Origin of the sequence: Herpetosiphon llansteffanensis, from assembly GCF_003205875.1 — a bacterium.
In the GTDB taxonomy this organism is placed as follows: domain Bacteria; phylum Chloroflexota; class Chloroflexia; order Chloroflexales; family Herpetosiphonaceae; genus Herpetosiphon; species Herpetosiphon llansteffanensis.
The window spans coordinates 1-21,391 of the sequence record NZ_PUBZ01000143.1; the positions used below are offsets into that span (position 1 = coordinate 1).

Here is a 21,391-nt window from a genome sequence, read left to right on the forward strand (position 1 = left end):
TCGAGCTTCGTCGGCAGCGTCAGAGGGGTATAAGAGACAGCCCCAATCCCCATTTCAATCAAGCTGCGGCTGATCAAACGTGCCATCGGGCTTAACCGGAAAATCGACGATTTTCACGACAGCATCGAGATTGAGCGGGCCGTAAATATGCGGAAATTGCATGCCTGTTTCGTAGCAATCTTCGTAAACCAATTTGGCTGGGAGCAAAGCAGGATCGATGCACAACAATTGTAAGCCAGCTTGACCGTGATAAAACGAATTGGCCGGCGTTAACACTTGCTCAGGCGTTGAGCAATGAATAAAGCCTTCGTCGGCCAACGAGGCTGGGCGATATTCGCCAGCAGCCACGGCCTGTTGCCATTCTGCGGGCAAAATAATATGTAAAAGCATAGCTATTCCTTGAATGATTAATGATCAATGCGGCGCATGCTGTTGCTGCATACGCCGCACTGAGCTTCAATTAGGCGATTTTGCTGATGCCAAGGCTCAGTTTGCCTTGTTCCAACTCCATCGTGCTGGTGTGTTGGTTGGCGCTGGCATCGCCGACGCTCAAGTTTTCGCACAAGGTTTCGGCCTTGATGTAATCGGCATATTCAGCCACAACTGCTGCCAAATCGACTTCACTGCCTAAAGTGGCGTTGATCTTATCGGTGATCGCCAGATCGGCTGCTTTGCGGGCATCGTTGAGATTACGCACGATTTCGCGGGCGATCCCTTCGCGCAGCAATTCGTCGGTCAAGGTTGTGACCAAAGCCACCAACAAGCCTTCGCCTTCGGCCACAGCGTAGCCTTCTGGCGATGAAGCTTCCATCAACACATCGTCGGCAGCCAAGGTTAGGGTTTGGCCTTCGACCTCGACCTCGAAGCTGGCACCAGTTTCAACTTTATGCGCTGCATCGGCTGCTTGCTCGCTGCTGAGGCCAGCCAAAACTTCGCGCAAGGCTGGCACTAATTTGCCAAATTTCTTGCCAACCGAGCGTAAATTGGGCTTGAAGCGATAACTGACCAAGCCATCGCCAACGCCGAGCCAGCGCACCGACTTGATATTGAGTTCGTCGCTGAGTTCAGCGCTCAATTCGTCGAGTTGCTCGCCGCGTGGCAAGCGCACCAGAACTTCGCTCAACGGTTGGCGCACGCGCATGCCAGCGTTTTTGCGCGCGGCACGGCCCAAACTGACGGCTTTGAGCAGCAAGTCGGTCTTGCGAATCAATTCATCATCGATCAGCGCCAGATCGGCTTCTGGGAACAAGGCCATGTGTACGCTCTCGGCGGCGTTTTGGTCGTAGCTGCGCACCAAATTTTGGTAGAGCGATTCGGCCACGAATGGCGTGAACGGAGCCAGCAGTTTGCTGATCGTCACCAAACATGTGTATAAGGTTGAATAGGCAGCTTGCTTATCGCCATTCATCTCACTGCCCCAGAAGCGCCGCCGATTGCGCCGCACATACCAGTTCGAAAGCTCGTCAACGAATTGTTCGAGCCGCTTGGCTGGCGTGTTCATGTCGTAATTGGTCAGATCGTTGCGCACATCGCGCACCAAACCATTGAGCCGTGCCAAGGCCCAGCGATCGATCGCCGCCAAATCGCCTTGAGCAACAGCTGGTGTCCAGCCATCAACATTGGCGTAGGTTGTGAAAAAGCTATAGGTGTTCCACAAGGTCAACAAGAACTGGCGCAACGATTCGCTGACCAAATCGGCAGAGAAACGGCGTGGATTGTAGGGCTGGCCTGCGGCAAACATATACCAGCGCACTGCATCAGCGCCATACTTCTCGACCACTTCCCAAGGCGAAACGATGTTGCCCTTGGATTTGGACATTTTGTCGCCTTTGCCATCCAACAAGTGACCCAAACAGATCACGTTTTTGTAGGCTGGGCGATCAAAGAGCAAGGTTGAAACTGCGTGCAAGGTATAGAACCAACCACGCGTTTGGTCGATAGCTTCCGAAATGTAATCGGCTTGGCCAGCAACTTCAAACAGTTCTTGATTTTCAAATGGATAATGCCACTGCGCGATTGGCATTGCGCCTGAATCAAACCAGCAATCGGCCACATCGGGAATGCGCTGCATCGTGCCAGCTTCACAAGCATGACAGGCCCACGTTGGCGCATCAACAAATGGGCGGTGCAAATCGAGATTGGCGGTATCTTGGCCCCAACGTTCGCCAAGCTCAGCCAACGAGCCAACCACATCGATATGTTGGCAATTATCGCAGGCCCAAACTGGCAGCGGCGTACCCCAATAGCGCTCGCGGCTGATCGCCCAGTCGATATTATTTTCGAGCCAGTTGCCAAAGCGCCCAGTTTGGATATGCTCAGGCACCCAATTGATCTTTTTGTTATTGTCGATCAATTGTTGCTTCAAGGCTGTTGTGCGGATGTACCACGATTGCTTGGCATAGAACAGCAACGGCGTTTTACAGCGCCAACAGAATGGATAGGTGTGCAACACACGGCCTGATTTGAACAATGCGCCTTGTTCTTTCAAATGGCGGGTGATTTTTGGATCAGCCTCTTTGAAGAACAAACCTGCAAAACCAAGGCTTTCAAAGCTGCTCAACACTTTGCCCGCCAAATCGACCGAGAACAAGGTTGGCAAGCCATACTTGCGGCCAATTTCCAAGTCGCCATAGGCTGGCGCGATGTGCACAATGCCCGTGCCGTCTTCCAACGAAACAAATTCATCGGCAACCACGCGATAGGCGCTGCTCAAATCGATCGCTGCGCCATTATCGCCAACCCCAGCGAAGAGTGGCGTATAGCGCAAGCCCTGCAAATCGACACCAGTAAAGCTCGCCACGGTGGTTGCAGTTTCGCCCAACACCGCGCCCACCAAGGCTTCGGCCACGATATAGCGTTGGCCATCGTGCTCAGCAAGCACATAGGTTGCCTCAGGGTTGACCGCCAAACCAGCGTTAGCAGGCAAGGTCCAAGGTGTGGTTGTCCAAGCCAAGAAGGCTGCATCGGCCACTTGGGCATCCAAAGCATGGTTGGTTGGCGTGTGCTTGAAACGAATCCAGACCGATGGATCATCAGTGTTATCTTGGTAGCCTTGAGCCACTTCGTGATCAGAGAGCGACGTGCCACAGCGTGGGCAGTGCATCGTCACTTTATAATCACGATACAGCAATTCGCGCTCATTCAATTGCTTAAAAATCCACCACAACGACTCGATATACTTGTTGTCGTAGGTGATGTAGGGATCTTCGAGATCGATCCAGAAGGCGATGCGCTGGGTCAGCTTTTCCCATTCTTGGATGTAATCCCAAACTGATTGGCGGCAGGCAGCATTAAATTCAGTGATGCCATATTTTTCGATGTCTGGCTTGCCCGCAAAGCCAAGTTTCTTTTCAACTTCGAGTTCAACTGGCAGGCCGTGGGTATCCCAGCCACCGCGTGCGCCGATGACCTTTTTGCCAAGCATGCGGTTGAAGCGCACCATAATATCTTTCGACGAACGAGCCTCGACGTGGTGAATCCCAGGCCGACCGTTGGCAGTTGGCGGCCCTTCAAAAAAGACAAACGGACGTGAAGCATCGCCATGGGCTAGCGTCTTTTTGACGATGCCATGGGCCTCCCACCAAGCGGCGATCTCATCCTCTAGTGTCGGAAACGACACCTTGGGATCAACTGCTGCAAACGCCATTGTTGACTCCTCGTTGGCTAAAAAACACAAAGCCCCGCCCCACACTGCTGGGACGAGGTTATCGAAAAGACCTCGCGGTACCACCCTGCTTGATAGCCGTTTGCACGAGCTACCCACTTTAAGCCGTTGCCATCACAACGTCATCCCGATAACGGGGGATATCCGGTTCGCTTACTGCCAAGGGGTTCAGCGTTCGGCTCAGGAGAGATTTTGGTTGGGGTTACTGATACGTGCCTCACACCATGTGCACGCTCGCTGGTTCAGGATTTGGCCCAACTACTCGGCTCCGTCAACGCCTGTGGCCCGATTGTACCATAATTAAAAGTCAGAAGTCAAAAGACTAAAGTCTGAATTATCAAGGATGAAGTACAAAATTAAGAACATAGAACAGAGAGCATAGAACATAACGGTACAAGGTAGAAAGGGATTAGGCTATTGGCTAATTGGAACAATAATCAGCCTAATCTGTGGCATCTGTGGCCAAAAATAGGGGTTGGTTGTTGGGGGCTGGGGATCGGTCGATCGTCGAATAGCCTAGAGCCTAGAGCCACATCCTTACAAGGGTAGGTTTTGAGCGATTGGTGGTGGCAAGTATTCCCTCACCCCCCAGCCCCCTCTCCCACTGAACGCGGGCGAGGGGGAGCATCGCGTCTTCACGAAGGAATTGCGACAAAAACCAAGGAATTAAAGCCTCTCGCCCGCGCCACGGGAGAGGGGTTGGGGTGAGGGGATCTTAACACCCACCCTTGTAAGCCAGCCCCCTCTCCCACTGAACGCGGGCGAGGGGGAGCATCGGTTTTCACGAAGGAATTGGCGGGGTGAACCACGGCGTTAAAGCCCCGCGCACGGGAGAGAGGCTGGGGTGAGGGGATCTTAACACCCACCCTTGTAAGCCAGCCCCCTCTCCCACTGAACGCGGGCGAGGGGGAGCCACCATTTTTACCACGAATTCCGCAAAAAACCAAGGAATTAAAGCCCCTCGCCCGCGCACGGGAGAGGGGTTGGGGTGAGGGAATCTTAACACCCACCCTTGAAAGATAGCCACATCCCCTTCGCGCTCTTCGCGGTTTCAGTTGCTTTATGTTCTATGTTCTTTGCTCTATGCTCTTACAACAAGAACATGGCGGCAATGAAAACCACTTGGCACCAGCAAACGCTGTTCAAGCACTGCCGCCAGTTCGATGGTTGTTGCAGTATTCAGCGGGCAAACTGTTGGCTCTTGATGCTCTGCGTCAGCCAGCAGCAACGTGGCATAGCGCTGACCTTGATCAAACCAAAGCTTGGCGTTGGCAAGATTGTAGAGCCGCAGCCAAAGCCACCAACTCAAGCGATAGGCCGCATGATCGATTGGCACTCTGCGCTCGCGTGCCAACAAACCATGGCCATAACTCGCGGTCTGATGCCAATACAATGGATTGATCAGGCTTGCAGTGAGGCTGGCCTGGTCGCCATGTTTCAGTGCTTGCTCGACCAAACGTGGCAAGGCTTGCAAACCAGCAAACGAAAGCCGCTCTTCTGGCAGCTCTTGCTCGCTCAAGTGTTGCCACATCGCCAGCATTGACGCGCGCTGCGTTTCGTTTAATCCAAATTCCATTGGTCTATCCTCGCTTGCTGCGATTGACAAGGCTTGGGCTTCGACGCACAATAGCCGCGCATTTGGCAATCAGGAGCACTATTCATGCATCTTTTAGTCCTACAAGGCCCAAATCTTAACATGCTTGGCCAACGCGAGCCAACAATGTATGGCTCAACCACGCTGGCTGATATTCATAGCGCCATGAGCGAACGCGCCAGCACCGCAGGCATTGAATTGAGTTTCGTGCAATCGAACCACGAAGGCGTGTTGGTCGATACGCTGCATGCGCATTATGGCAAGATTCAGGGCATCATTATCAACCCAGGCGCATTGACCCACTATGGTTTGAGCCTGCGCGATGGCTTGGCCTTGATGGATGTGCCAATCATCGAAGTCCATTTATCGAATGTCTACGCTCGCGAAACCTTTCGCCATCATTCGGTTGTGGCCGCAATTGCTCAAGGCCAAATTAGCGGGCTAGGCTGGCAAGGCTATTTGTATGCAATCGATTGGTTTGCTCAAAGCCAGCAGGCTTAATCGGCCCATTGGGCAATAATTGGCGGGTGTTGGCCAGCCTGAAGCAGCTGGCTCAATTGCTGATGCTCGGCGGCAATCAAACGCTTCACCAACTCGCCCAAATACAGTGACCCAGCCGTCGTTTGGATGCGCTGGCCATAGCTGGCCCATGGAATTGCAGCGATCGTTGCAGCTAGATGTTGGCGTTGCGCTTGCCATTGATCATAGCTATTTGCCTCGGCCACAAGCTGCGCTGGTTGCTTGGCATGAGCAGCACAATCCTTAGTTGCTTGTTGCTCAAGCGCAATCAACTGCGCTAAATCGATGGCTGGCACATGTTGGAGCGCGGCCAAACTGGCGGCTCGCGAGGTTTGCAATAATTCTAAAATGGCTTCTTGTTCAACAAAAACGGCCATGAAAACTCCTTGTTAACGGCAAATCACGGTACGCAGCTCATGATACGTACCGTGATCGATTTGCAATCGGTCGGGGGAATGGCTTTGGGTTATACTTGCTTTGATTGAGCGCGATTGCGACGGGCCTTGACGACGCGACTTGCAATAAACCAAATCCCAAACACGCCAATAATGGCAAAAGCAACTTTTTCGTAGCGATCGACGAGGCCCAGCACATTTTCCCATTGTGCGCCAAGCACGATGCCTGCATAGGTCAAAATGCCATTCCAAATCAACGAGCCAAAGGTCGTCCAGAGCAAAAAGCGACCCATTGGCATGCGGTTCATGCCAGCAGGAATGGAGATCAAACTGCGCACCAAGGGAATCAAGCGGCCAGTAAAGACCACAATTTCGCCACGTTTTTCAAAGAAGGCAAGGGTTTTATCGATGTCAGCTTCGCTAATGAAAAAGAATTTGCCAAAGCGCCGAATAAAACGCCGAATAATTGTTTCATCGGCCCACATACCAATATAATACAGGGCTAGCGCACCTAAAACCGCGCCAATTGTGCCCGCAATCATCACGGCAACAAGGTTCATTTCGCCTTTGCCAACATTAAAACCAGCGAAGGGCATGACCAATTCTGAAGGGATTGGTGGAAAGAGGTTTTCGGCAAACATCACCAATGCAATGCCTGGGTAGCTTAATAAGTTAATAATCGCAGTAATAATTTCTTGAACTTTGTCCATTATTGCTGACATGAGTGTTTCTGCTCCTTTAAGTGGGGGTTTGGTGGGTGGCATCTGAAGGCCACGCCTGCAAACAATACCCTAATCTCTCTTTTTCGACAAGTAAGAAGCCATTGGGAAGGAGTTATTGTTGATCCACGAAGAGCACGAAGGGAAAGTAACCGCGAAGAACGCGAAGAACGCGAAGGACGCGAAGGCTGGCTTTTGGCTCTAGGCTATTGGACGAGCGACCGATCCCCAGCCCTCAACAACCGACCCCTATTTTTTGACACAGATTTGCTTGATTATTGTTCCCATAGCCCAAAAGCCTAGAGCCATCGTTTCTCTGCGCCGCTGCGTTAAATATTTCGATCCACGAAGGACACGAAGGAGCACGAAGGTGAGAAACCACGAAGATCGCGAAGATGTGGCTATAGGCTTCATCCCACATCCTTCGGTCGCTCTGCGCCTCTGCGTTAACATTTCGCTCCACAAAATGCACGAAGGGCTATTGACTCCAAGACGAGCAACCGATCCCCAGCCCCCAACAACCGACCCCTATTTTTTGCCACAGATGACACAGATTAGCTTAATTATTGTTCCCATAGCCCAAAGCCTACAGCCATCGTTTCTCTGCGTTAATCCAACCTTCTATGCTCTATGCTCTCCGTTCTTCATCCCTCATCCCTCACTTTGCTTTATAGGCTTGCCGCAGAAAACCCCGCCCCAAGATCCACGGTGTGGGTTCTCCGCGTGGGATGCATGCGTGCCAGTTCTGACGAAGATCCGTTAAAGAGCGCAATCGCAGGCTCGCTTGTGCAGAGCAATCATGCGTGGTTCGGTTGTTTTGACTGCGTACACCAGATGCTATCCCATCCAGTCAAAAAACGGCCAGTATCGGGTATCCTCGCCGTCGCTCTGCCTTCCTTGGTTCGGTGTAGCCGCTCCCTCGGCTGTTCGTAGCAGCGTGAGGGCATTCTCATTTGTTATCATCTACTTCTTGTTGCGATTCCTTTCTTGCCTCCTCAAGGAATCGCTGAACCTCCTCAATTGGGATGCGATGGGCGCGTCCGAACTTATACGATTTAACCTTGCCTTGCTTAATCCATAGCCGAATGGTCTGTTCTGACAGCTTTAGATATTCGGCTAATTCCTCGGTTGTGTAAAATTCCGCTGGCATATCTGCCCCTTGATATGATAGAGTTTCCATGTTTAGAGTCTATTATAGATTAGCGCTATAGTCAATAGTTATATATAATATCGATACTTCGTCATTGACAAATATATACTAGTGTATAATTGGGAAGACGTTGAAAAGCATTCTTTGCTGTGGATGTGTTTCGCACGTTCCCAACGCTGAAACACCGCCATTGTTGGGGTAGTGGACTTTGGAGAGATGGGTGCCGCGTACCCGCTGGGTGTCGGTTCGGCGGGAACGGTTTCCGCCCAAACCATTGCCATGGATAGCGCCAACCAAAAGGAAGCCTGATCATGCGAACTGTTACCCGTTGTTACAAATACCGTCTGCAACCCACACCTGCCCAGGTCGAAACCTTGGTCCAGTGGGCAGGTTGCCGACGCTTTGTCACCCAGAGGGTTCCCGAATTGGGCGCTGCACTGCAAGCAAACCCACTACCAAACAACGGGTCAACGGCTGAGCTATCAACGACTTGCGGCGATGCTGGTTGATCTGAAACGTCAACCGAAAACGGCCTTTTTGCGTGATTGTCATTCGCAACCGTTGCAGCAAGCGCTGATGGATTTAGAAACGGCCTTCAGCAACTTTTTTGCCAAACGCGCCAAGTATCCGCGCTTCAAATCTCGCAAAGTCACCCCGCATAGCCTCCGCTTCCCGCAAGGTGTGACGGTAATCAATGATCGCACGATCAGCGTGCCAAAAATCGGGCTGATGCAGGCGGTTATTCATCGCCCCTTGCAAGGCATAGCAAAGAGCGCAACGATCAAACAAGATGCCACGGGCACATGGTGGGTTGTTTTTGTCTGTCATATCGACCGCCCTGATACTCTGCTCACGGTGGATCAGCCTGTAGGCATTGATGTGGGGCTTGAATCCTTCACCACCCTGTCAACGGGCGAGAAGACCGCACCACCGAAGTTCTACCGCCGAAGCCAGAAGAAACTTGCCCGCGCTCAGCGCAAACTCTCACGCGCTCAAAAGGGTAGTAAAAATCGATTGAAAGCTCGCAAGCGGGTTGCCAAAATTCACCAGAAAATCAGCAACCAACGCGCCGATTGGCTCCATAAACATGCATTGGGGATGGTTCAACGATTCGACGTGGTGTGCATCGAAGACCTGACTATCAAAGGCCTTGCGAGAACCAAGCTGGCCAAATCATTCAGTGATGCCGCCCTCAGTACCTTCATGCAACGATTGCAGGAAAAAGCCGAATGGCACGGACGGCGGGTGATGAAGGTTGGGCGTTTCTACGCCTCATCGAAAACCTGTCACTCCTGCCAGACTAAAACCGCCTTGACGCTAGCGGATCGAATCTGGACATGTCACACCTGTGGTACGACCCATGATTGCGATGTCAATGCTGCGATTAACATCGTGCATGAAGGAATACGCCTGCTTGCCGTTGGGACGACGGAAAGCCAAAACGCTGCCGGAGATGGTGTAAATCCAGCGAAATGCTGGTAGCTATCGTTGAAGGCAGAAGCCACGCCCCTCGTGGGCATGGTAGTTCACACTGGACATAGCAACCTAACAGCGATGGAGGGGTGGCGTGCATAAGCCCGATACCAAACGACTGATTCCCCCAGGATTTGTTCTTTTAGCCTTAATTGGCATTCTCTTAGCCATTGTTTTCGCGGCAGAATCAACGCCCATGGCCGAGATTCGCTTCAACGTGGATCGTGATGCAGCTTTGCAGGGTTCAGTGTATGCAGTGTTAGGAGTGGGTGGCGATCCCAGCAACTTTACCCAAACCATTACCTTTGGCTCGGATAATGACGCGCAATCGTATTTAATTCGTGAGCGAGGCCGCGAAACGCTCAATCAACGGGTGCAGGAAGATCTTAATCTGGCTAGTTGGAATGTGCGCTTTTGGCGTGAGCTTGACCCTGAGCAATGGTTGGTTAGCATTTCGCCAACCACAGGCCGTATCTTGGCGATTAATCATATCCGCCCTGACGAGGCTGCTGGACTTAAGTTGAGCCAAGCTGAGGCCTTGCGATTAGCCCAAAATAAGTTGCAAATTCCACTTGATCAATTAACCTTACTCGATCAATTTACGACCCAACAGCCTAATCGTACCGACCATACGTTTATCTGGCAACGCCGCGATCGAGCCGATGCTGAAGCGCAATATCGCTATAGTGTCACGATTGCTGGTAATGATTTGGGCCAGCTCAGCGAGTATTATTGGCTGCCGCAAAGTTGGTATCTGGAGAAAGATTGGCAAATGCGGCGCGGCGGCCTGCTCAACCATACTGGCTGGACCTTGACCTACGCTCTGACAGCCTTGATCGGCGTAGCCTGGTTTATTCAGGCGCGGCGGGGTCGTTTGCGCTGGCGCTGGGCCTTGCACTTGTTTGCGGCGGTCGCGGTAGTCGGCGTGTTGGTGATGCTCAACAGCATTCCGCTCGATTTGGCCCATTACGACGTGAACCAAAGCTTGCCAGTCTATTGGGGCAATGTGCTTGGCGGCTACATTGGCCAACTCGTCGCAATCGCCACCACCATCATTTTAGCGGGCATGGCTGGCGAGGCGCTAGTGTGGGAAAAGACCGAGGGCACAGTTTCGTTGAGCGAAACCCTGACTCGGCGCGGCTTAGTGAGTCGTCCGGTGGTGCAGGCGCTCTGGGTTGGCGGCTTGGTTGGCATTTTCCAATTGGGCTTTGTATCGGCCTTTTATGCCTTGGGCAACCGCTATTTTGGCGTTTGGTCGCCAGTTACACCGCTCTACGACGATACGATTGCCACGCCGTTTCCAGCCCTGTATGGCATGGCGCTTGGTTTGTTACCTGCAATTGGCGAGGAATTAATCTTTCGCTTAGGCGGCATTACAGTTTTGACCCGCTATTTTGGCCGCCCAAAACTGGCAATCATCGTCACAGCGGTGGTTTGGGCAGCGCTGCACGCCACCTATCCACAACGCCCGTTTTATATTCGAGTTGTCGAATTAAGCATCATCGGCATTTTGTTTGGCTTTTTGAGCTTGCGTTATGGTGTGCTGGCCTCAATCGCTGCCCACTATACCTATAATGCCTCGCTGTATGTGCCGCTGTTTTGGAAAACCAATAGCTTCTATTTGCTGAGCGGAATTGCTGCAGCAGCCTTGGTGTTGTGGCTGCTCGTACCCTCAATTATTCGGCAATTGCGCGGCATTCCGCTCGAAAACGATAATACGATTCGCGCAGCGTTGCCGCCCCAAATTCCCGATGCAGTCGTGCCCCAATTAAGCTGGAAATGGCGACGCGATTGGGTCTTATTTGCTGGCTTATCGGGCGTGGTGGTGATAATTCTGCTGGTTATTGGGCTGAATCGTGCGCCAGCCTTGGCTCGCAATGCAGTGCGCGCAGATCTTGTAGCAAACACTGAAGCCATGGCCCAAGCACGCAAGATCGATCTAAATGGCTTGAATCCCAGTGTTACTGCCGTGGCCGATTGGGTTGACCTCGATTTGGCCTACATCTATGATCAACTTGATGAGCAAGACATTGATGCCGCGATTGCCAAGGGCACGCCGCGCGCCTGGAGCGTGCGCTGGTCGAATTGGGATCGGCCTGAATATAGTTGGTTGGTCTATCTCGACCCAGCAGGCCAGTTGCTCTCATATCGCTTGGGCTTGCCCGAAAATGCTAGCGCCATTTCGACCACGCTTGAGCAAGCACAAACAATTGCCACCAACCATGCCAGCCAATTTATTAAGCTTGATGAGTATGAGTTGGCCAATACCAGCACGAGCCAAAAACCCAATCGTAGCGATTATAGCTTTGTATGGCAGACAAAAATGCCATGGATTGGCCAAGCTTATCGGCGCTTCGAAGTAACGGTGGCCGGCGATCAAGTCATTACCAGCTCGCCAGCGATGTACACACCACCAGAATATCGCCGCGAGCGCGACCAAACCACCTTGGGCGAAAGTATTCTGAGCAATCTGCGCAGTGCCTTGCGCACAATTCCGGCGACGATCTTGCCGATTTTGGGCTTGATTGGTATTTTTCGGCGGCGCACTGAGCTTTGGCCATGGGTTTGGTTGGGCGTTGTGGTGGGGATTGGCTACTTGATTCAAGGCGCAGGGCGCTGGACATTTGCCCAAGTCAGTGAAGGGCCGCGCTTTATTTTGGCGATCAGCCAAACCTTGGCCAACGCAGTGTTGAATGGCGGCGAGCTAGCGTTGTTGGGTGCTGGGGCAGCAACCGTTTGGAATCTAACTAAAAAAGAGCAACAATTGCCACTCGAAGCCTTTATTCGGGCAATTCCGCATCGGCTACAAGATTTCGTAGCTGATCGGGCCCAAGTTTTGCGGCGTGAAAGCGTGGTGTTGGGCATTTTGCTCGTGCCATGGATCTTGCTGATTCGCAGCTTAGTGAACCTGACAACCGCCAAAGCCGGCTTTTGGGCCAGTGTGCAACCGCTCAACGCACAATCAGCAATGCTTGATATACTATTACAAGCAACATTTGATGCAATCACCACAACGTTGCTCTTGATCGGTAGCCTGAGCATGCTAACATGGGTAGTACGTGGGAAGCAGCAAATCGCCTTGGCAATAACCTGTCTTGGAATGGCATTAACTCTGTTGCCATTACGCGAACCAGCCCAATGGCTTATTTTAGGGCTAAGCGTGCTGATCAGCATCTGGCTTGGCCGCACGTTGCGCTGGAATGGTTTGGCTTTGGCGGTGGCGTTGTGGTTGGCAAACATCTTGCCAGCAGCCCTAACATTACTTGCAACAACCCCACATTCGTGGCAACTGAACGGCGCAACCTTGATTGTGTTCTTCTGTGGCTTTTGTGGGTGGTATTTCGGTGGATGGTGGCAAACACAGAATGCAGAAAATTAATCAGACGCAAACACATATTCGACGGGCTACTTGTTTGGTGTGGAGGATGGTATGAATTCATTGGCGGCAATCCCGCACCTTCACGATCTACCACAAGTGGTTGAAACCGTGAAACGGCGACAATTATCGGGCCGACTCACATGGATCGATCACATAGATCGGGTGCATTTATTTTTTGTCGATGGGATGTTGCGCCATGGCCAAGTAGACCCACATGGCCAAATTGGCGAAGATGCAGTTGATTGGCTATTAACGCGGCGTTCGGGCCATTTTGAGTGGAACGCCGCCGATAACTTGTTTAAACCTGCGCATAGTATTAATGCAGAAATGGTGGCAAATTTTGATCGTTTGTTAACGATTATGGTCGAAGGTGAAATTTTAAATCGACCACCTGAGCAGGATTTTGCCTTAGAGTTTTTTGGCCTGAGTGCTGCGCCAATTCCCAAAGAGGCCTTGATTCCGCAGCCTGTGCGGCGTTCGTTGGTGCTGCCGCCTGGCGAGCACGACCAGAATAGCAGCAAGCACTTGCAAAGCCTGCCGCTCGGCAAGCAACTCGAATATTTACATGGCCAACGCTTTTCTGGCTATCTCTACTATCAGCCAGGAGCGCAAAGCACGGGCTTTGTCATGGGGATTGTGCTGTTCAGCGAGGGCAATCTGCGTGGAGTTTACGCCCAAGATTTGGGCAATGATCAATGGTTTAGCGCCAATCAAGCCTTGCAGCATTTGGCCAGCGCCCATTCGCAGCCCGATCTCTACCAAACTCCAGCGCGTTTGATCGAAGCCTGTAGTGCGATTGTTGGTGCTGATCCTAGTCGGCCTGTAGCAATTACGGCCTCGAAAACAATCTTGCAGCAGGTTGTTGCCGATGTGCATAAGCGCAGTGCAACCGGAGCCGTGCAAATTAGCGTGCCCGATAAACCAACCTTGTATGTGCCGTTTTACCAAGGCCAAGTCATTGGCATTTTGGAGCATGAATCGGGCAATAGCCGTTTGAAGCCAATGCCCAATAATCATCCGTTACCCTTTGGTGTGCCAAACCTGACCTTACGCGTACTCGAACAGGCCACCAAATAATCATTAAGGTCGTTATGTCGCAAAACGAAAAAATTATCGCTGGCTTAGAGCATTTGGCGCAACATTTTGTGCGCTCGGTGCAAAGCCAGCTTGGCATAGAGCTTGAGTATAATCACTTGGCAGTGAAATGGCTCAATACCTACATCGAACAAATTCGGCCCAATCACGACCCTGAGAACGTGCCACCCAGCTTGGTGCAATCGTTGGGTGCGTTTTTAGGAGCCTGCATTATTGCCAACTATGGCGGGCGTTGGGGCCTCGAACGCGAGAGCAACGATTGGGGCATTGCCCTGCCCGTCCAAGGCGGCGATATTTGGGTTTATCCGTTTAACAAAGTCTATAAACATATTGCTGCTGGCGATGAGCATTCAGTGCGCATGTTTTACGAGGCTATTCCCAACTTGATCGACCCAAGCCGCAATTGGAGTGGCCCAAAGTAGGGATGAAGGATGAGGGATAAAAGGCAAATCAAAAGGCAGAAGGCAAAAATCAAAAGCCAATAGCCTATATGTACTGGTTCATCACGTTAAATAGTGTCTGATCCCCTCACCCCAACCCCTCTCCCGTGCGCGGGCGAGGGGCTTTAACCCGCTGGTTCTTGCGTCATTCGTCGGTGAAAGGTGCTCCCCCTCGCCCGCGTGCAGTGGGAGAGGGGGCTGGGGGGTGAGGGAACACGATTGCCAATCCAATGTACCAGTACACATAGCCAAAAGCCTACAGCCCTTCGTGCTCTTCGTGCTCTTCGTGGATCAAATCTACACTATCGCCTGCGTGCTCTTTTTGACTTTTGACTTTTGACTTTTGCTTTTTACTCCAACGTTTTCGCTGTGGCCTCGATTGCTTGCTGCAAATTGGCGTAGGTTTGCAGGCCATGCTGGGCCAAACCAGTATGCACCAATTCTTCGGCAACCTCGGGCGTAACGCCCACCAATACCGGCTCACAGCCAAGCAAGCGCAACATCTGCAACAGTTGCTGCATCTTGGCAGCTGCTGAACGATCAATTGCCGAAACCCCTGTTATGTCAAACAAAAGCACTTTAATCCGTTTGACTTCCACATATTGCGCTGCTGAATCGGTGGCAATCTGCACGCGCTCGCTGGATAAATTGCCAATCACTGGCATAATCGCCATGCGATTGCGCAACGGAATAATGGGAAACTGCATGCGCAGCACCGTGGTTTCCAAAACGCTGCGTTCAGCCATACTTTTCTCTAAATCGGCCAAGGTTTTTTGCAGAGCCTCGTTTTGCTGCTGCGCTAGCGTGTTTGAGCTTGCCAATTCGTGCTGCGATTGCTCAAGCGCGGTCGAGCGCTCTTGCAAGGTGCTATAGGCTTGTTGCAGAGTTGTATCAAACCGCCGCCGACTGAGTAAAAAGAAAATCGGCACTTGAATAATAATCCCGCCAAGGATAAATAACAGCGTGATGCGCAAACGCTCAAGCGATTGGCGTTGAAATTGCGCGGCGCGATCGACAATTTGGCGGCGCTCGTTGACCATCGTGCGCGCATTGGTTTCCATATTGCTTAAAACTGGAATTAATTGCTGCACCGAGTTGGTCGAAATATTAAGCCGCGTCTGATTTTCGAGCGTAAAGAAATCGCGCTTAATCACTTCAAACGAGCTACGTTCGAGCAAACTGCGTTGATCTTCGCGCTCAACGCGATAAAAATCACTCAAAATATTAATGCGGCTGCCAACTAAATTACGTCGTAGCACAAACTCGTTGCCTAAATTGGTCGTACCCATGCTAATTTCATTGGCAATCACCCGCAGGCGCAAAATTTCGCGCTCAAGCTGAGTTGGGTTCCAAATGCCGCCATCAAGCGTGAAGAAGCGGTTGGCAACGCTTAACGTTTGTAAATTAAAGCCCAACAGCACAAGCAAGATCAAAAAGATCAAGCTTGTGCCTGCGAGCACCAATCGTTGAATCCAACGGCGAGGCTGCATTAGTTAATCTCCATACTCCGCAACTGCCAGATCCACATGCCCACATATTTTTCGTGCTCAAGTTTGTAGGCGTGGTATGGAAACACAATTTCCAAGGGGCCTTTATCGGAAACCGCCATGCGCTCGCCATCCAAACGGGTTGCCAAGATCACGGGCATGGTGCGCAATTCATCGATTGGAATATCAACGCTATAGTCATTCAAGGCAATCGCTTTGATGGTTTTGGCGCTGTCGCCAACCTTGGCCGCAGCGAAAATGCTGCTAATCAACACGCCTTGGTAGGTTACGGTTCGGCCCAAGAATGGATCAGCAAGCGTATATTCGACCACACCGAGTTGCTCGAGCGTTTCCATGCTGAAATCAAGTTGCTGGCCATTATTGGTTTGGCCAATCAGGCCGCTGAGGCTCAGAACAACCTCTGAACTGGGGGCAGGAATTGGATCGCCAGGGTTAATGGTTGCAGGAGTAACCACCGTGTAGGCGTTAGCAGGATCAGTCGTGGTGGTGCCACAAGCAATCAGGCTTCCCAAAACAAACAAATTGATAACCAATAGGCGAACCCACGGGCGAAGCGCGAAACGCATGCAGCGACCTCCTCAAACCAACAGCGAACGATAGAGTGTAAAGCAATCTTGCACAATCGATCTCTTATATCTATGCTACGTCAAGTTCGCAATTTGTGCAAAATGCCCAAAGTCTTGTCTTGCGCTAGCCTTTATCCCCCACGGTTGTGAATAGTTGAACCGAATTCATCCACCGTAAAGGGGATTAAGCACAGCAATAATTTTTTACAGTTAAATGCTCGTAGCGCCGAGTTTGGCCTCTGGTTAGTGTAGCTGTGGTTTAAGCAAAAAAGGGTTGTTATGCAACAACCCTTGGTAAGCAAATCGAGACGCAGCTATTTGGCAAAGACGCGGTAAATCGCGCCGCCAGCATCATCTGAAATATACAAACTGCCGTCACGCCCGACAATTACGTCAACTGGACGACCCCAAACTGCGCCAGCATCGGTAAACCAACCAGTCGCAAAATCTTGGGCATTGCCAGCCTTGCCATCGGTAATTGGAACAAACACCACTTTATAGCCAGTTGGGGTTGAGCGGTTCCATGAGCCATGGAAAGCGACAAACAAGCCGCTTTGGTAGGGTTCGGGGAAGTTGCTGCCATTGCCAAAGGCGAGGCCAAGCGGGGCGCTGTGGGCTTGCATCTCAACTGCTGGCGGTGTAACGCCTTCGCAGGCGTTGGCTTCTTTGCCAAATTCAGGGTCAGCAATTCGGCCTGAGTGACAGCGCGGCCAGCCAAAATCCAAGCCATCGCTGGTGGCAACATTAACCGTTTCTGGTGGCTGATCGTCGCCCAACATATCGCGGCCATTGTTGGTAGCCCATAATTCGTTGGTGCCAGGCCGCCAAGTAATGCCAACTGCGTTACGCAAGCCTTTGGCATAAATTCGGCCATTGCTGCCATCGGGATCATATTCCATCACGGCAGCGCGGCGCTCATCTTCTTCGGTACAAACATTGCACGATGAGCCAACCGCGACATACAGTTTGCTTTCGTCGGCGTTGAAGAGCAGCGTGCGCGTGCTATGACCGCCACTAGGTAAGCCATCGATGATCGTTTGGCGCTGGGTGTAGTTGCCCTCAGCGTCAGGCTGAGTTAATTTGATCACCTTGGTGGTTTCGGCCACATACAAATTGCCAGCTTGGTCAAAAATCATGCTCGATGGCGAATCGAAGCCATCTGCAATCACCTCAACGCCATCAGCCAAGCCATCTGCATTACGGTCGGGCAAGCGCACAATCCGATCTTCGCCCCGCTCGGCGGTATAAATCGCGCCATCTGGGCCGATCGTCAGCATACGCGGGCCAGTCAATTTGCTTTGAAACACGCTAATGCTAAAGCCGTCGGGCAAACTAATTGGATTGGTTGGCTCAACCACCTCGGTTGGAGCATTGGGCGCTGGTTTGCCAGCACTTGTTGTTGGCTCAGGGCTTGGTACAATGACTGCTGTTGCTTCAGCAATCGGAGTGGCGGAACTGCCAGCTGGTTGGTTGAGTGGCACACTCGTCGGCGCAATCGGCGCATCGACTTGTTGTTCGCCACAGGCTACCAACACACCAAGCAAACTAATCAGGAGCAGAGATTTGCGCATGGTACCTCCAAAACATCATCATAAGAAAGGTATCACAACTCATGGATTTATTTAGCTATCAAGCGAGCCAAAGCAACGATGCGCCTTTGGCAGCACGCATGCGGCCTCGCACGCTGGCCGAATACGAAGGCCAAACCAAAATTGTTGGCGAAGGGCGTTTATTGCGCCGGCTGATCGAGCGCGATCAATTGATTTCGCTGATTTTGTGGGGGCCGCCTGGCACTGGCAAAACCACGCTCGCGCGGATTATCGCTGGAGCTTCTTCGGCACATTTCGAGCCACTGTCGGCGGTCAGCGCAGGTGTCGCCGAATTGCGCAAAGTGGTCAAAGAGGCTACCGAGCGCCGCGGCATGTATGGTAAGCGCACGGTTTTGTTTATCGATGAAATTCATCGTTGGAACAAAGCGCAGCAAGATGCAGTTCTGCCAGCAGTCGAGGATGGCACGGTTACCTTAATTGGGGCAACCACCGAAAATCCTTCGTTTGAAATCAACCGCGCCTTGCTTTCACGCTGTCGGGTGATTGTGCTGGAATCACTTGATGATCAGGCGATCGAGGCGATTATCGAGCGTGCTTTGATCGATACTGAACGCGGTTTGGGCAAACAGCAGGTGCAACTCAGCCCCGAAGCCCGCGATATGCTCATCCATTTGGCCAGCGGCGATGCACGAGCAGCCTTGACTGCGCTCGAAGCAGCAGCATTAACCCAAGTTCCCGAGCCAAACGGCCAACGCCTGATCGATCTGGAGGCAATTGTTGAGGCCTATCAACGCCGCAATGTAAGCTACGATAAAACTGGCGAATTACATTACGACGCAATCTCGGCCTTACACAAATCGGTGCGCGATAGCGACCCCGATGGCGCGTTGTATTGGATGGCGCGCATGCTTGAGGGCGGCGAAGACCCGCTGTATGTCGCGCGGCGAGTCATTCGCATGGCGGTCGAGGATATTGGCCTCGCCGACCCGCTGGCCTTGGGCATTTGCGTTGCCGCCCAGCAGGCAGTGCATTTTATGGGCACTGGTGAAGGTGCATTGGCCTTGGCCCAAGCTGTGGTCTATTTAGCCCAAGCGCCAAAAAGCAACGCCGTCTATCGAGCCTATGGCGCAGTAATTCACGATGTAGAGGCTACCCGCAACGAACCAGTGCCACTGCATCTGCGCAACGCGGTCACTGGCTTGATGAAAGGGTTGGGCTATGGGTCGGGCTATCAATATGCCCACGATTTCAAAGATGCCCAGGTTGAACAGGAGCATCTACCGCCGAATTTAGCTGGGCATCGCTACTACTACCCGACAAATCATGGCTATGAGGCGCGGGTTCAGCAGCGCTTGGCATGGCGTTACCCTGAGGATCAAGCTGCAACGTCGGAAGCTTCCACATCAGCCACGACACCCCAATCCCCACCGCCAAAAGAATGAGCCAAAGCCACCAAATTGGCTTTAGCCAAGCCGAAAGGGTTAAGGTTGGCCACAGCAAAAGCAGCGTGACAATCTTAGCCCGCAACGGCATGCCGCGTTTATCGCGAAAATTGCGAATATAGCCGCCCAAATAGCGATTGCTCATTAGCCAATTGTACCAACGTTGAGAGCCGCGCATATAGCATGCCGCCGAGGCCAATAACGGCCCAGTCGTCGGAATCAAGGGCACGAAAATGCCAATTACGCCTAATATCAAGAAAAAAGTCCCAAGACTTACCCAAAGAAACTTACGAATTGATGTCATACCACGAATCCTTAAATCGATACTGTTGATATTATAGCGCTGCTTGGGCCGAAGTTCCGTAACGTTTGTTGGCTAATTTGTTTAAATAACCTAACTGTAATAGTTCATTGGATTAGCAACCAGGTTCCCTCATCCCCAACCCCCTCGCTCACAAAAACGCGGGCGAGGGGGCGCAGCCGTGGATAGCCCACGAATCACAGCAAAACCTTCACCCAAAAAGCCACTTGCTATACTATCGGGAACCGCAAATTATCGTCAAAACCAACAAAAAGCCCCTCTCCTGTGGTACGGGAGAGGGGTTGGGGTGAGGGCATTCTATTCAGCAGGCTTCGCTTCAGTTTTGGCTTTGGCAGCTTCGCGGGCTTCAATCGATTCTTGCCACATATCGCAAGTGGTTTTGAGGCCTGAGCTCAAAATCATTTTGGCAGCAATCGTCGCACCCACCGAGGCGATAATTGGCAAGTTAAAGGGCAAAAGGCCAATTAATAATGGCGCTAAGGCCGTGGCGATATTGTCAGCGGCTGCATTGCCACTATCACCACCAGAAACCGCAGTTGCTGTGCCGCCCTTGGCTTCAGGCAGCTGGGCCAAAATTTGGCTGCGCTCGCTGCTTTCGCTAGAGCACAACAAATTATAGAGCTTTGGTTCGATCTCGGCCCACCAGCGTGCACCAAAGGCGCGTAAATTCTCGCCCAAGCCCATTTCGATGCCAACTGGCTCGGCAAATGCGCCGTTAGCCTGCGCTACTTCTAATTCCGCTGCGTCGGCTTCCTCAGCTTGTTTAACCTGAATGCCAAGTTTGCGAAATAAATCATCTTCCGAAAGCTCAACTAGCGTTTGAATTTGGCTAGCCAACACTGCTTGTTGATTGGTTGAATCGCTCACAGCAACTCCTTCACACAATTAATAGATAGCTGGAAATAAAGGTTTGGCGATAACGCCAATGTAACACTCTTAGCAATAGGCAGCAGCAAGAGTTAAGATCCCCTCACCCCCAACCCCTCTCCCACGCGGCGGGCGAGGGGCTTTAACCCAAGTGGTTCTTTTCCAATTCTGCTGAAACCCAATGCTCCCCTCGCCCGCGTCCAGTGGGAGAGGGGGCTGGCTTATAAGGGTAGGTTGTAAGATCCCCTCACCCCCAACCCCTCTCCCACGCGGCGGGCGAGGGGCTTTAACCCAAGTGGTTCTTTTCCAATTCGTAGTGAAAACGGTCGACTCTCCTCGCCCATCGGATGAACGGGGGCTTTAACCCAGTGGTTCTTTTCCAATTCTGCTGAAACCCAATGCTCCCCCTCGCCCGCGTCCAGTGGGAGAGGGGGCTAGCTTACAAGGGTAGGTTGTAAGATCCCCTCGCCCCCAACCCCTCTCCCATCGGATGAACGGGGGCTTTAACCCAGTGGTTCTTTTCCAATTCTGCTGAAACCCAATGCTCCCCCTCTCCCACTGGACGTGGGAGAGGGGGCTGGCTTTCAAGGGTAGGTAGTTAACACCGGTGACCATGGTTCAGGATAAAAACGTCCAACGGGAAGTGGCTGGTGGGTCATGAGGTGGGTGATGATCAGCAAGAGGCCACGCCGGAAACAGCTGAGCATG

17 protein-coding genes and 1 pseudogene are annotated in these 21,391 nt (G+C 52.1%); 7 read left to right on the forward strand and 11 right to left on the reverse strand.

From position 1 onward, the window contains the following. Positions 1-54: 54 nt before the first annotated feature. From C5S61_RS23105 to C5S61_RS23115, 3 genes are all read right to left on the reverse strand, one after another. Complete coding sequence (locus C5S61_RS23105; protein ID WP_110519342.1) at positions 55-390, reverse strand: DUF952 domain-containing protein; 336 nt, start codon at positions 388-390, stop codon at positions 55-57. Positions 391-460: 70 nt separating this feature from the next. Next, positions 461-3,646 (reverse strand): isoleucine--tRNA ligase, encoded by a 3,186-nt coding sequence (gene ileS, locus C5S61_RS23110; protein WP_110519344.1) that lies wholly within the window; start codon positions 3,644-3,646, stop codon positions 461-463. 1,099 nt (positions 3,647-4,745) lie between these two features. Further along, complete coding sequence (locus C5S61_RS23115; RefSeq protein WP_110519346.1) at positions 4,746-5,240, reverse strand: hypothetical protein; 495 nt, start codon at positions 5,238-5,240, stop codon at positions 4,746-4,748. Positions 5,241-5,324: 84 nt separating this feature from the next. Here C5S61_RS23115 and aroQ point away from each other — a divergent pair, with 84 nt between their 5' ends. Next, entirely contained in the window at positions 5,325-5,759 is a 435-nt protein-coding gene (aroQ, locus tag C5S61_RS23120; RefSeq protein WP_110519348.1) for a type II 3-dehydroquinate dehydratase, read from the forward strand. On the opposite strand, the gene C5S61_RS23125 is transcribed toward aroQ, so the two are convergent. The 3 genes from C5S61_RS23125 to C5S61_RS23135 form a co-directional block, all read right to left on the reverse strand. Further along, entirely contained in the window at positions 5,756-6,154 is a 399-nt protein-coding gene (locus C5S61_RS23125; protein WP_110519350.1) for a hypothetical protein, read from the reverse strand. The genes aroQ and C5S61_RS23125 overlap by 4 nt on opposite strands. Before the next feature lie 89 nt (positions 6,155-6,243). Next, a complete protein-coding gene (locus C5S61_RS23130; RefSeq protein WP_110519352.1) occupies positions 6,244-6,894 on the reverse strand; it encodes a DedA family protein in 651 nt (216 codons plus the stop codon). Positions 6,895-7,840: 946 nt separating this feature from the next. After that, positions 7,841-8,041 carry a helix-turn-helix domain-containing protein gene (locus C5S61_RS23135; protein WP_164689741.1) on the reverse strand — a complete coding sequence of 67 codons (201 nt, stop codon included), beginning with the start codon at positions 8,039-8,041 and terminating at the stop codon, positions 7,841-7,843. A gap of 311 nt (positions 8,042-8,352) precedes the next feature. Between C5S61_RS23135 and C5S61_RS27365 the strand changes: the two genes are divergently transcribed. The 5 genes from C5S61_RS27365 to C5S61_RS23155 all read left to right on the forward strand — a co-directional run bounded on the left by C5S61_RS27365 (position 8,353) and on the right by C5S61_RS23155 (position 14,410). Then, positions 8,353-8,550, forward strand: a complete 198-nt coding sequence (locus tag C5S61_RS27365; RefSeq protein WP_240614558.1) for a helix-turn-helix domain-containing protein — start codon at positions 8,353-8,355, stop codon at positions 8,548-8,550. Beyond that, complete coding sequence (locus C5S61_RS23140) at positions 8,516-9,523, forward strand: RNA-guided endonuclease InsQ/TnpB family protein (RefSeq protein ID WP_240614559.1); 1,008 nt, start codon at positions 8,516-8,518, stop codon at positions 9,521-9,523. Before C5S61_RS27365 ends, C5S61_RS23140 begins: the two co-directional genes overlap by 35 nt. Positions 9,524-9,608: 85 nt before the next feature. Next, positions 9,609-12,893 (forward strand): CPBP family intramembrane glutamic endopeptidase, encoded by a 3,285-nt coding sequence (locus C5S61_RS23145; RefSeq protein WP_110519355.1) that lies wholly within the window; start codon positions 9,609-9,611, stop codon positions 12,891-12,893. A 51-nt stretch (positions 12,894-12,944) separates the two neighbouring features. Then, complete coding sequence (locus C5S61_RS23150; protein ID WP_110519357.1) at positions 12,945-13,970, forward strand: DUF4388 domain-containing protein; 1,026 nt, start codon at positions 12,945-12,947, stop codon at positions 13,968-13,970. A gap of 14 nt (positions 13,971-13,984) precedes the next feature. Further along, positions 13,985-14,410, forward strand: a complete 426-nt coding sequence (locus C5S61_RS23155; protein ID WP_110519359.1) for a DUF3806 domain-containing protein — start codon at positions 13,985-13,987, stop codon at positions 14,408-14,410. A gap of 368 nt (positions 14,411-14,778) precedes the next feature. On the opposite strand, the gene C5S61_RS23160 is transcribed toward C5S61_RS23155, so the two are convergent. From C5S61_RS23160 to C5S61_RS23170, 3 genes are all read right to left on the reverse strand, one after another. Further along, positions 14,779-15,918 carry an STAS domain-containing protein gene (locus C5S61_RS23160; RefSeq protein ID WP_110519361.1) on the reverse strand — a complete coding sequence of 380 codons (1,140 nt, stop codon included), beginning with the start codon at positions 15,916-15,918 and terminating at the stop codon, positions 14,779-14,781. Then, positions 15,918-16,502: a putative pterin-binding protein gene (locus tag C5S61_RS23165; RefSeq protein WP_110519363.1), complete on the reverse strand. Its 585-nt coding sequence runs from the start codon at positions 16,500-16,502 to the stop codon at positions 15,918-15,920. The genes C5S61_RS23160 and C5S61_RS23165 overlap by 1 nt, the downstream gene beginning before the upstream one ends. Positions 16,503-16,816: 314 nt before the next feature. Further along, a complete protein-coding gene (locus C5S61_RS23170; protein ID WP_110519365.1) occupies positions 16,817-18,073 on the reverse strand; it encodes a PQQ-dependent sugar dehydrogenase in 1,257 nt (418 codons plus the stop codon). Between the two features lie 41 nt (positions 18,074-18,114). Between C5S61_RS23170 and C5S61_RS23175 the strand changes: the two genes are divergently transcribed. Continuing rightward, a complete protein-coding gene (locus tag C5S61_RS23175) occupies positions 18,115-19,494 on the forward strand; it encodes a replication-associated recombination protein A (protein WP_110519367.1) in 1,380 nt (459 codons plus the stop codon). Between the two features lie 4 nt (positions 19,495-19,498). Here the strand turns inward: C5S61_RS23175 and C5S61_RS27620 are convergent. Together C5S61_RS27620 and C5S61_RS23185 are read right to left on the reverse strand one after the other, a co-directional pair. After that, a pseudogene (locus C5S61_RS27620) lies at positions 19,499-19,798 on the reverse strand (YbaN family protein); the annotation flags it as partial. A gap of 315 nt (positions 19,799-20,113) precedes the next feature. Next, positions 20,114-20,683 carry a hypothetical protein gene (locus C5S61_RS23185; RefSeq protein ID WP_110519369.1) on the reverse strand — a complete coding sequence of 190 codons (570 nt, stop codon included), beginning with the start codon at positions 20,681-20,683 and terminating at the stop codon, positions 20,114-20,116. Positions 20,684-21,391: the final 708 nt, after the last annotated feature.

Excerpts from the sequence above, each read along its gene's own strand:
- C5S61_RS23165 (WP_110519363.1), bottom strand. The coding sequence starts at position 16,502 with ATGCGTTTCGCGCTTCGCCCGTGGGTTCGCCTATTGGTTATCAATTTG.
- C5S61_RS23155 (WP_110519359.1), top strand. The coding sequence starts at position 13,985 with ATGTCGCAAAACGAAAAAATTATCGCTGGCTTAGAGCATTTGGCGCAA.
- aroQ (WP_110519348.1), top strand. The coding sequence starts at position 5,325 with ATGCATCTTTTAGTCCTACAAGGCCCAAATCTTAACATGCTTGGCCAA.
- C5S61_RS23160 (WP_110519361.1), bottom strand. The coding sequence starts at position 15,918 with ATGCAGCCTCGCCGTTGGATTCAACGATTGGTGCTCGCAGGCACAAGC.
- C5S61_RS23125 (WP_110519350.1), bottom strand. The coding sequence starts at position 6,154 with ATGGCCGTTTTTGTTGAACAAGAAGCCATTTTAGAATTATTGCAAACC.
- C5S61_RS23115 (WP_110519346.1), bottom strand. The coding sequence starts at position 5,240 with ATGGAATTTGGATTAAACGAAACGCAGCGCGCGTCAATGCTGGCGATG.
- ileS (WP_110519344.1), bottom strand. The coding sequence starts at position 3,646 with ATGGCGTTTGCAGCAGTTGATCCCAAGGTGTCGTTTCCGACACTAGAG.
- C5S61_RS23130 (WP_110519352.1), bottom strand. The coding sequence starts at position 6,894 with ATGTCAGCAATAATGGACAAAGTTCAAGAAATTATTACTGCGATTATT.
- C5S61_RS23135 (WP_164689741.1), bottom strand. The coding sequence starts at position 8,041 with ATGCCAGCGGAATTTTACACAACCGAGGAATTAGCCGAATATCTAAAG.
- C5S61_RS27365 (WP_240614558.1), top strand. The coding sequence starts at position 8,353 with ATGCGAACTGTTACCCGTTGTTACAAATACCGTCTGCAACCCACACCT.
- C5S61_RS23175 (WP_110519367.1), top strand. The coding sequence starts at position 18,115 with ATGGATTTATTTAGCTATCAAGCGAGCCAAAGCAACGATGCGCCTTTG.
- C5S61_RS23170 (WP_110519365.1), bottom strand. The coding sequence starts at position 18,073 with ATGCGCAAATCTCTGCTCCTGATTAGTTTGCTTGGTGTGTTGGTAGCC.
- C5S61_RS23105 (WP_110519342.1), bottom strand. The coding sequence starts at position 390 with ATGCTTTTACATATTATTTTGCCCGCAGAATGGCAACAGGCCGTGGCT.
- C5S61_RS23150 (WP_110519357.1), top strand. The coding sequence starts at position 12,945 with ATGAATTCATTGGCGGCAATCCCGCACCTTCACGATCTACCACAAGTG.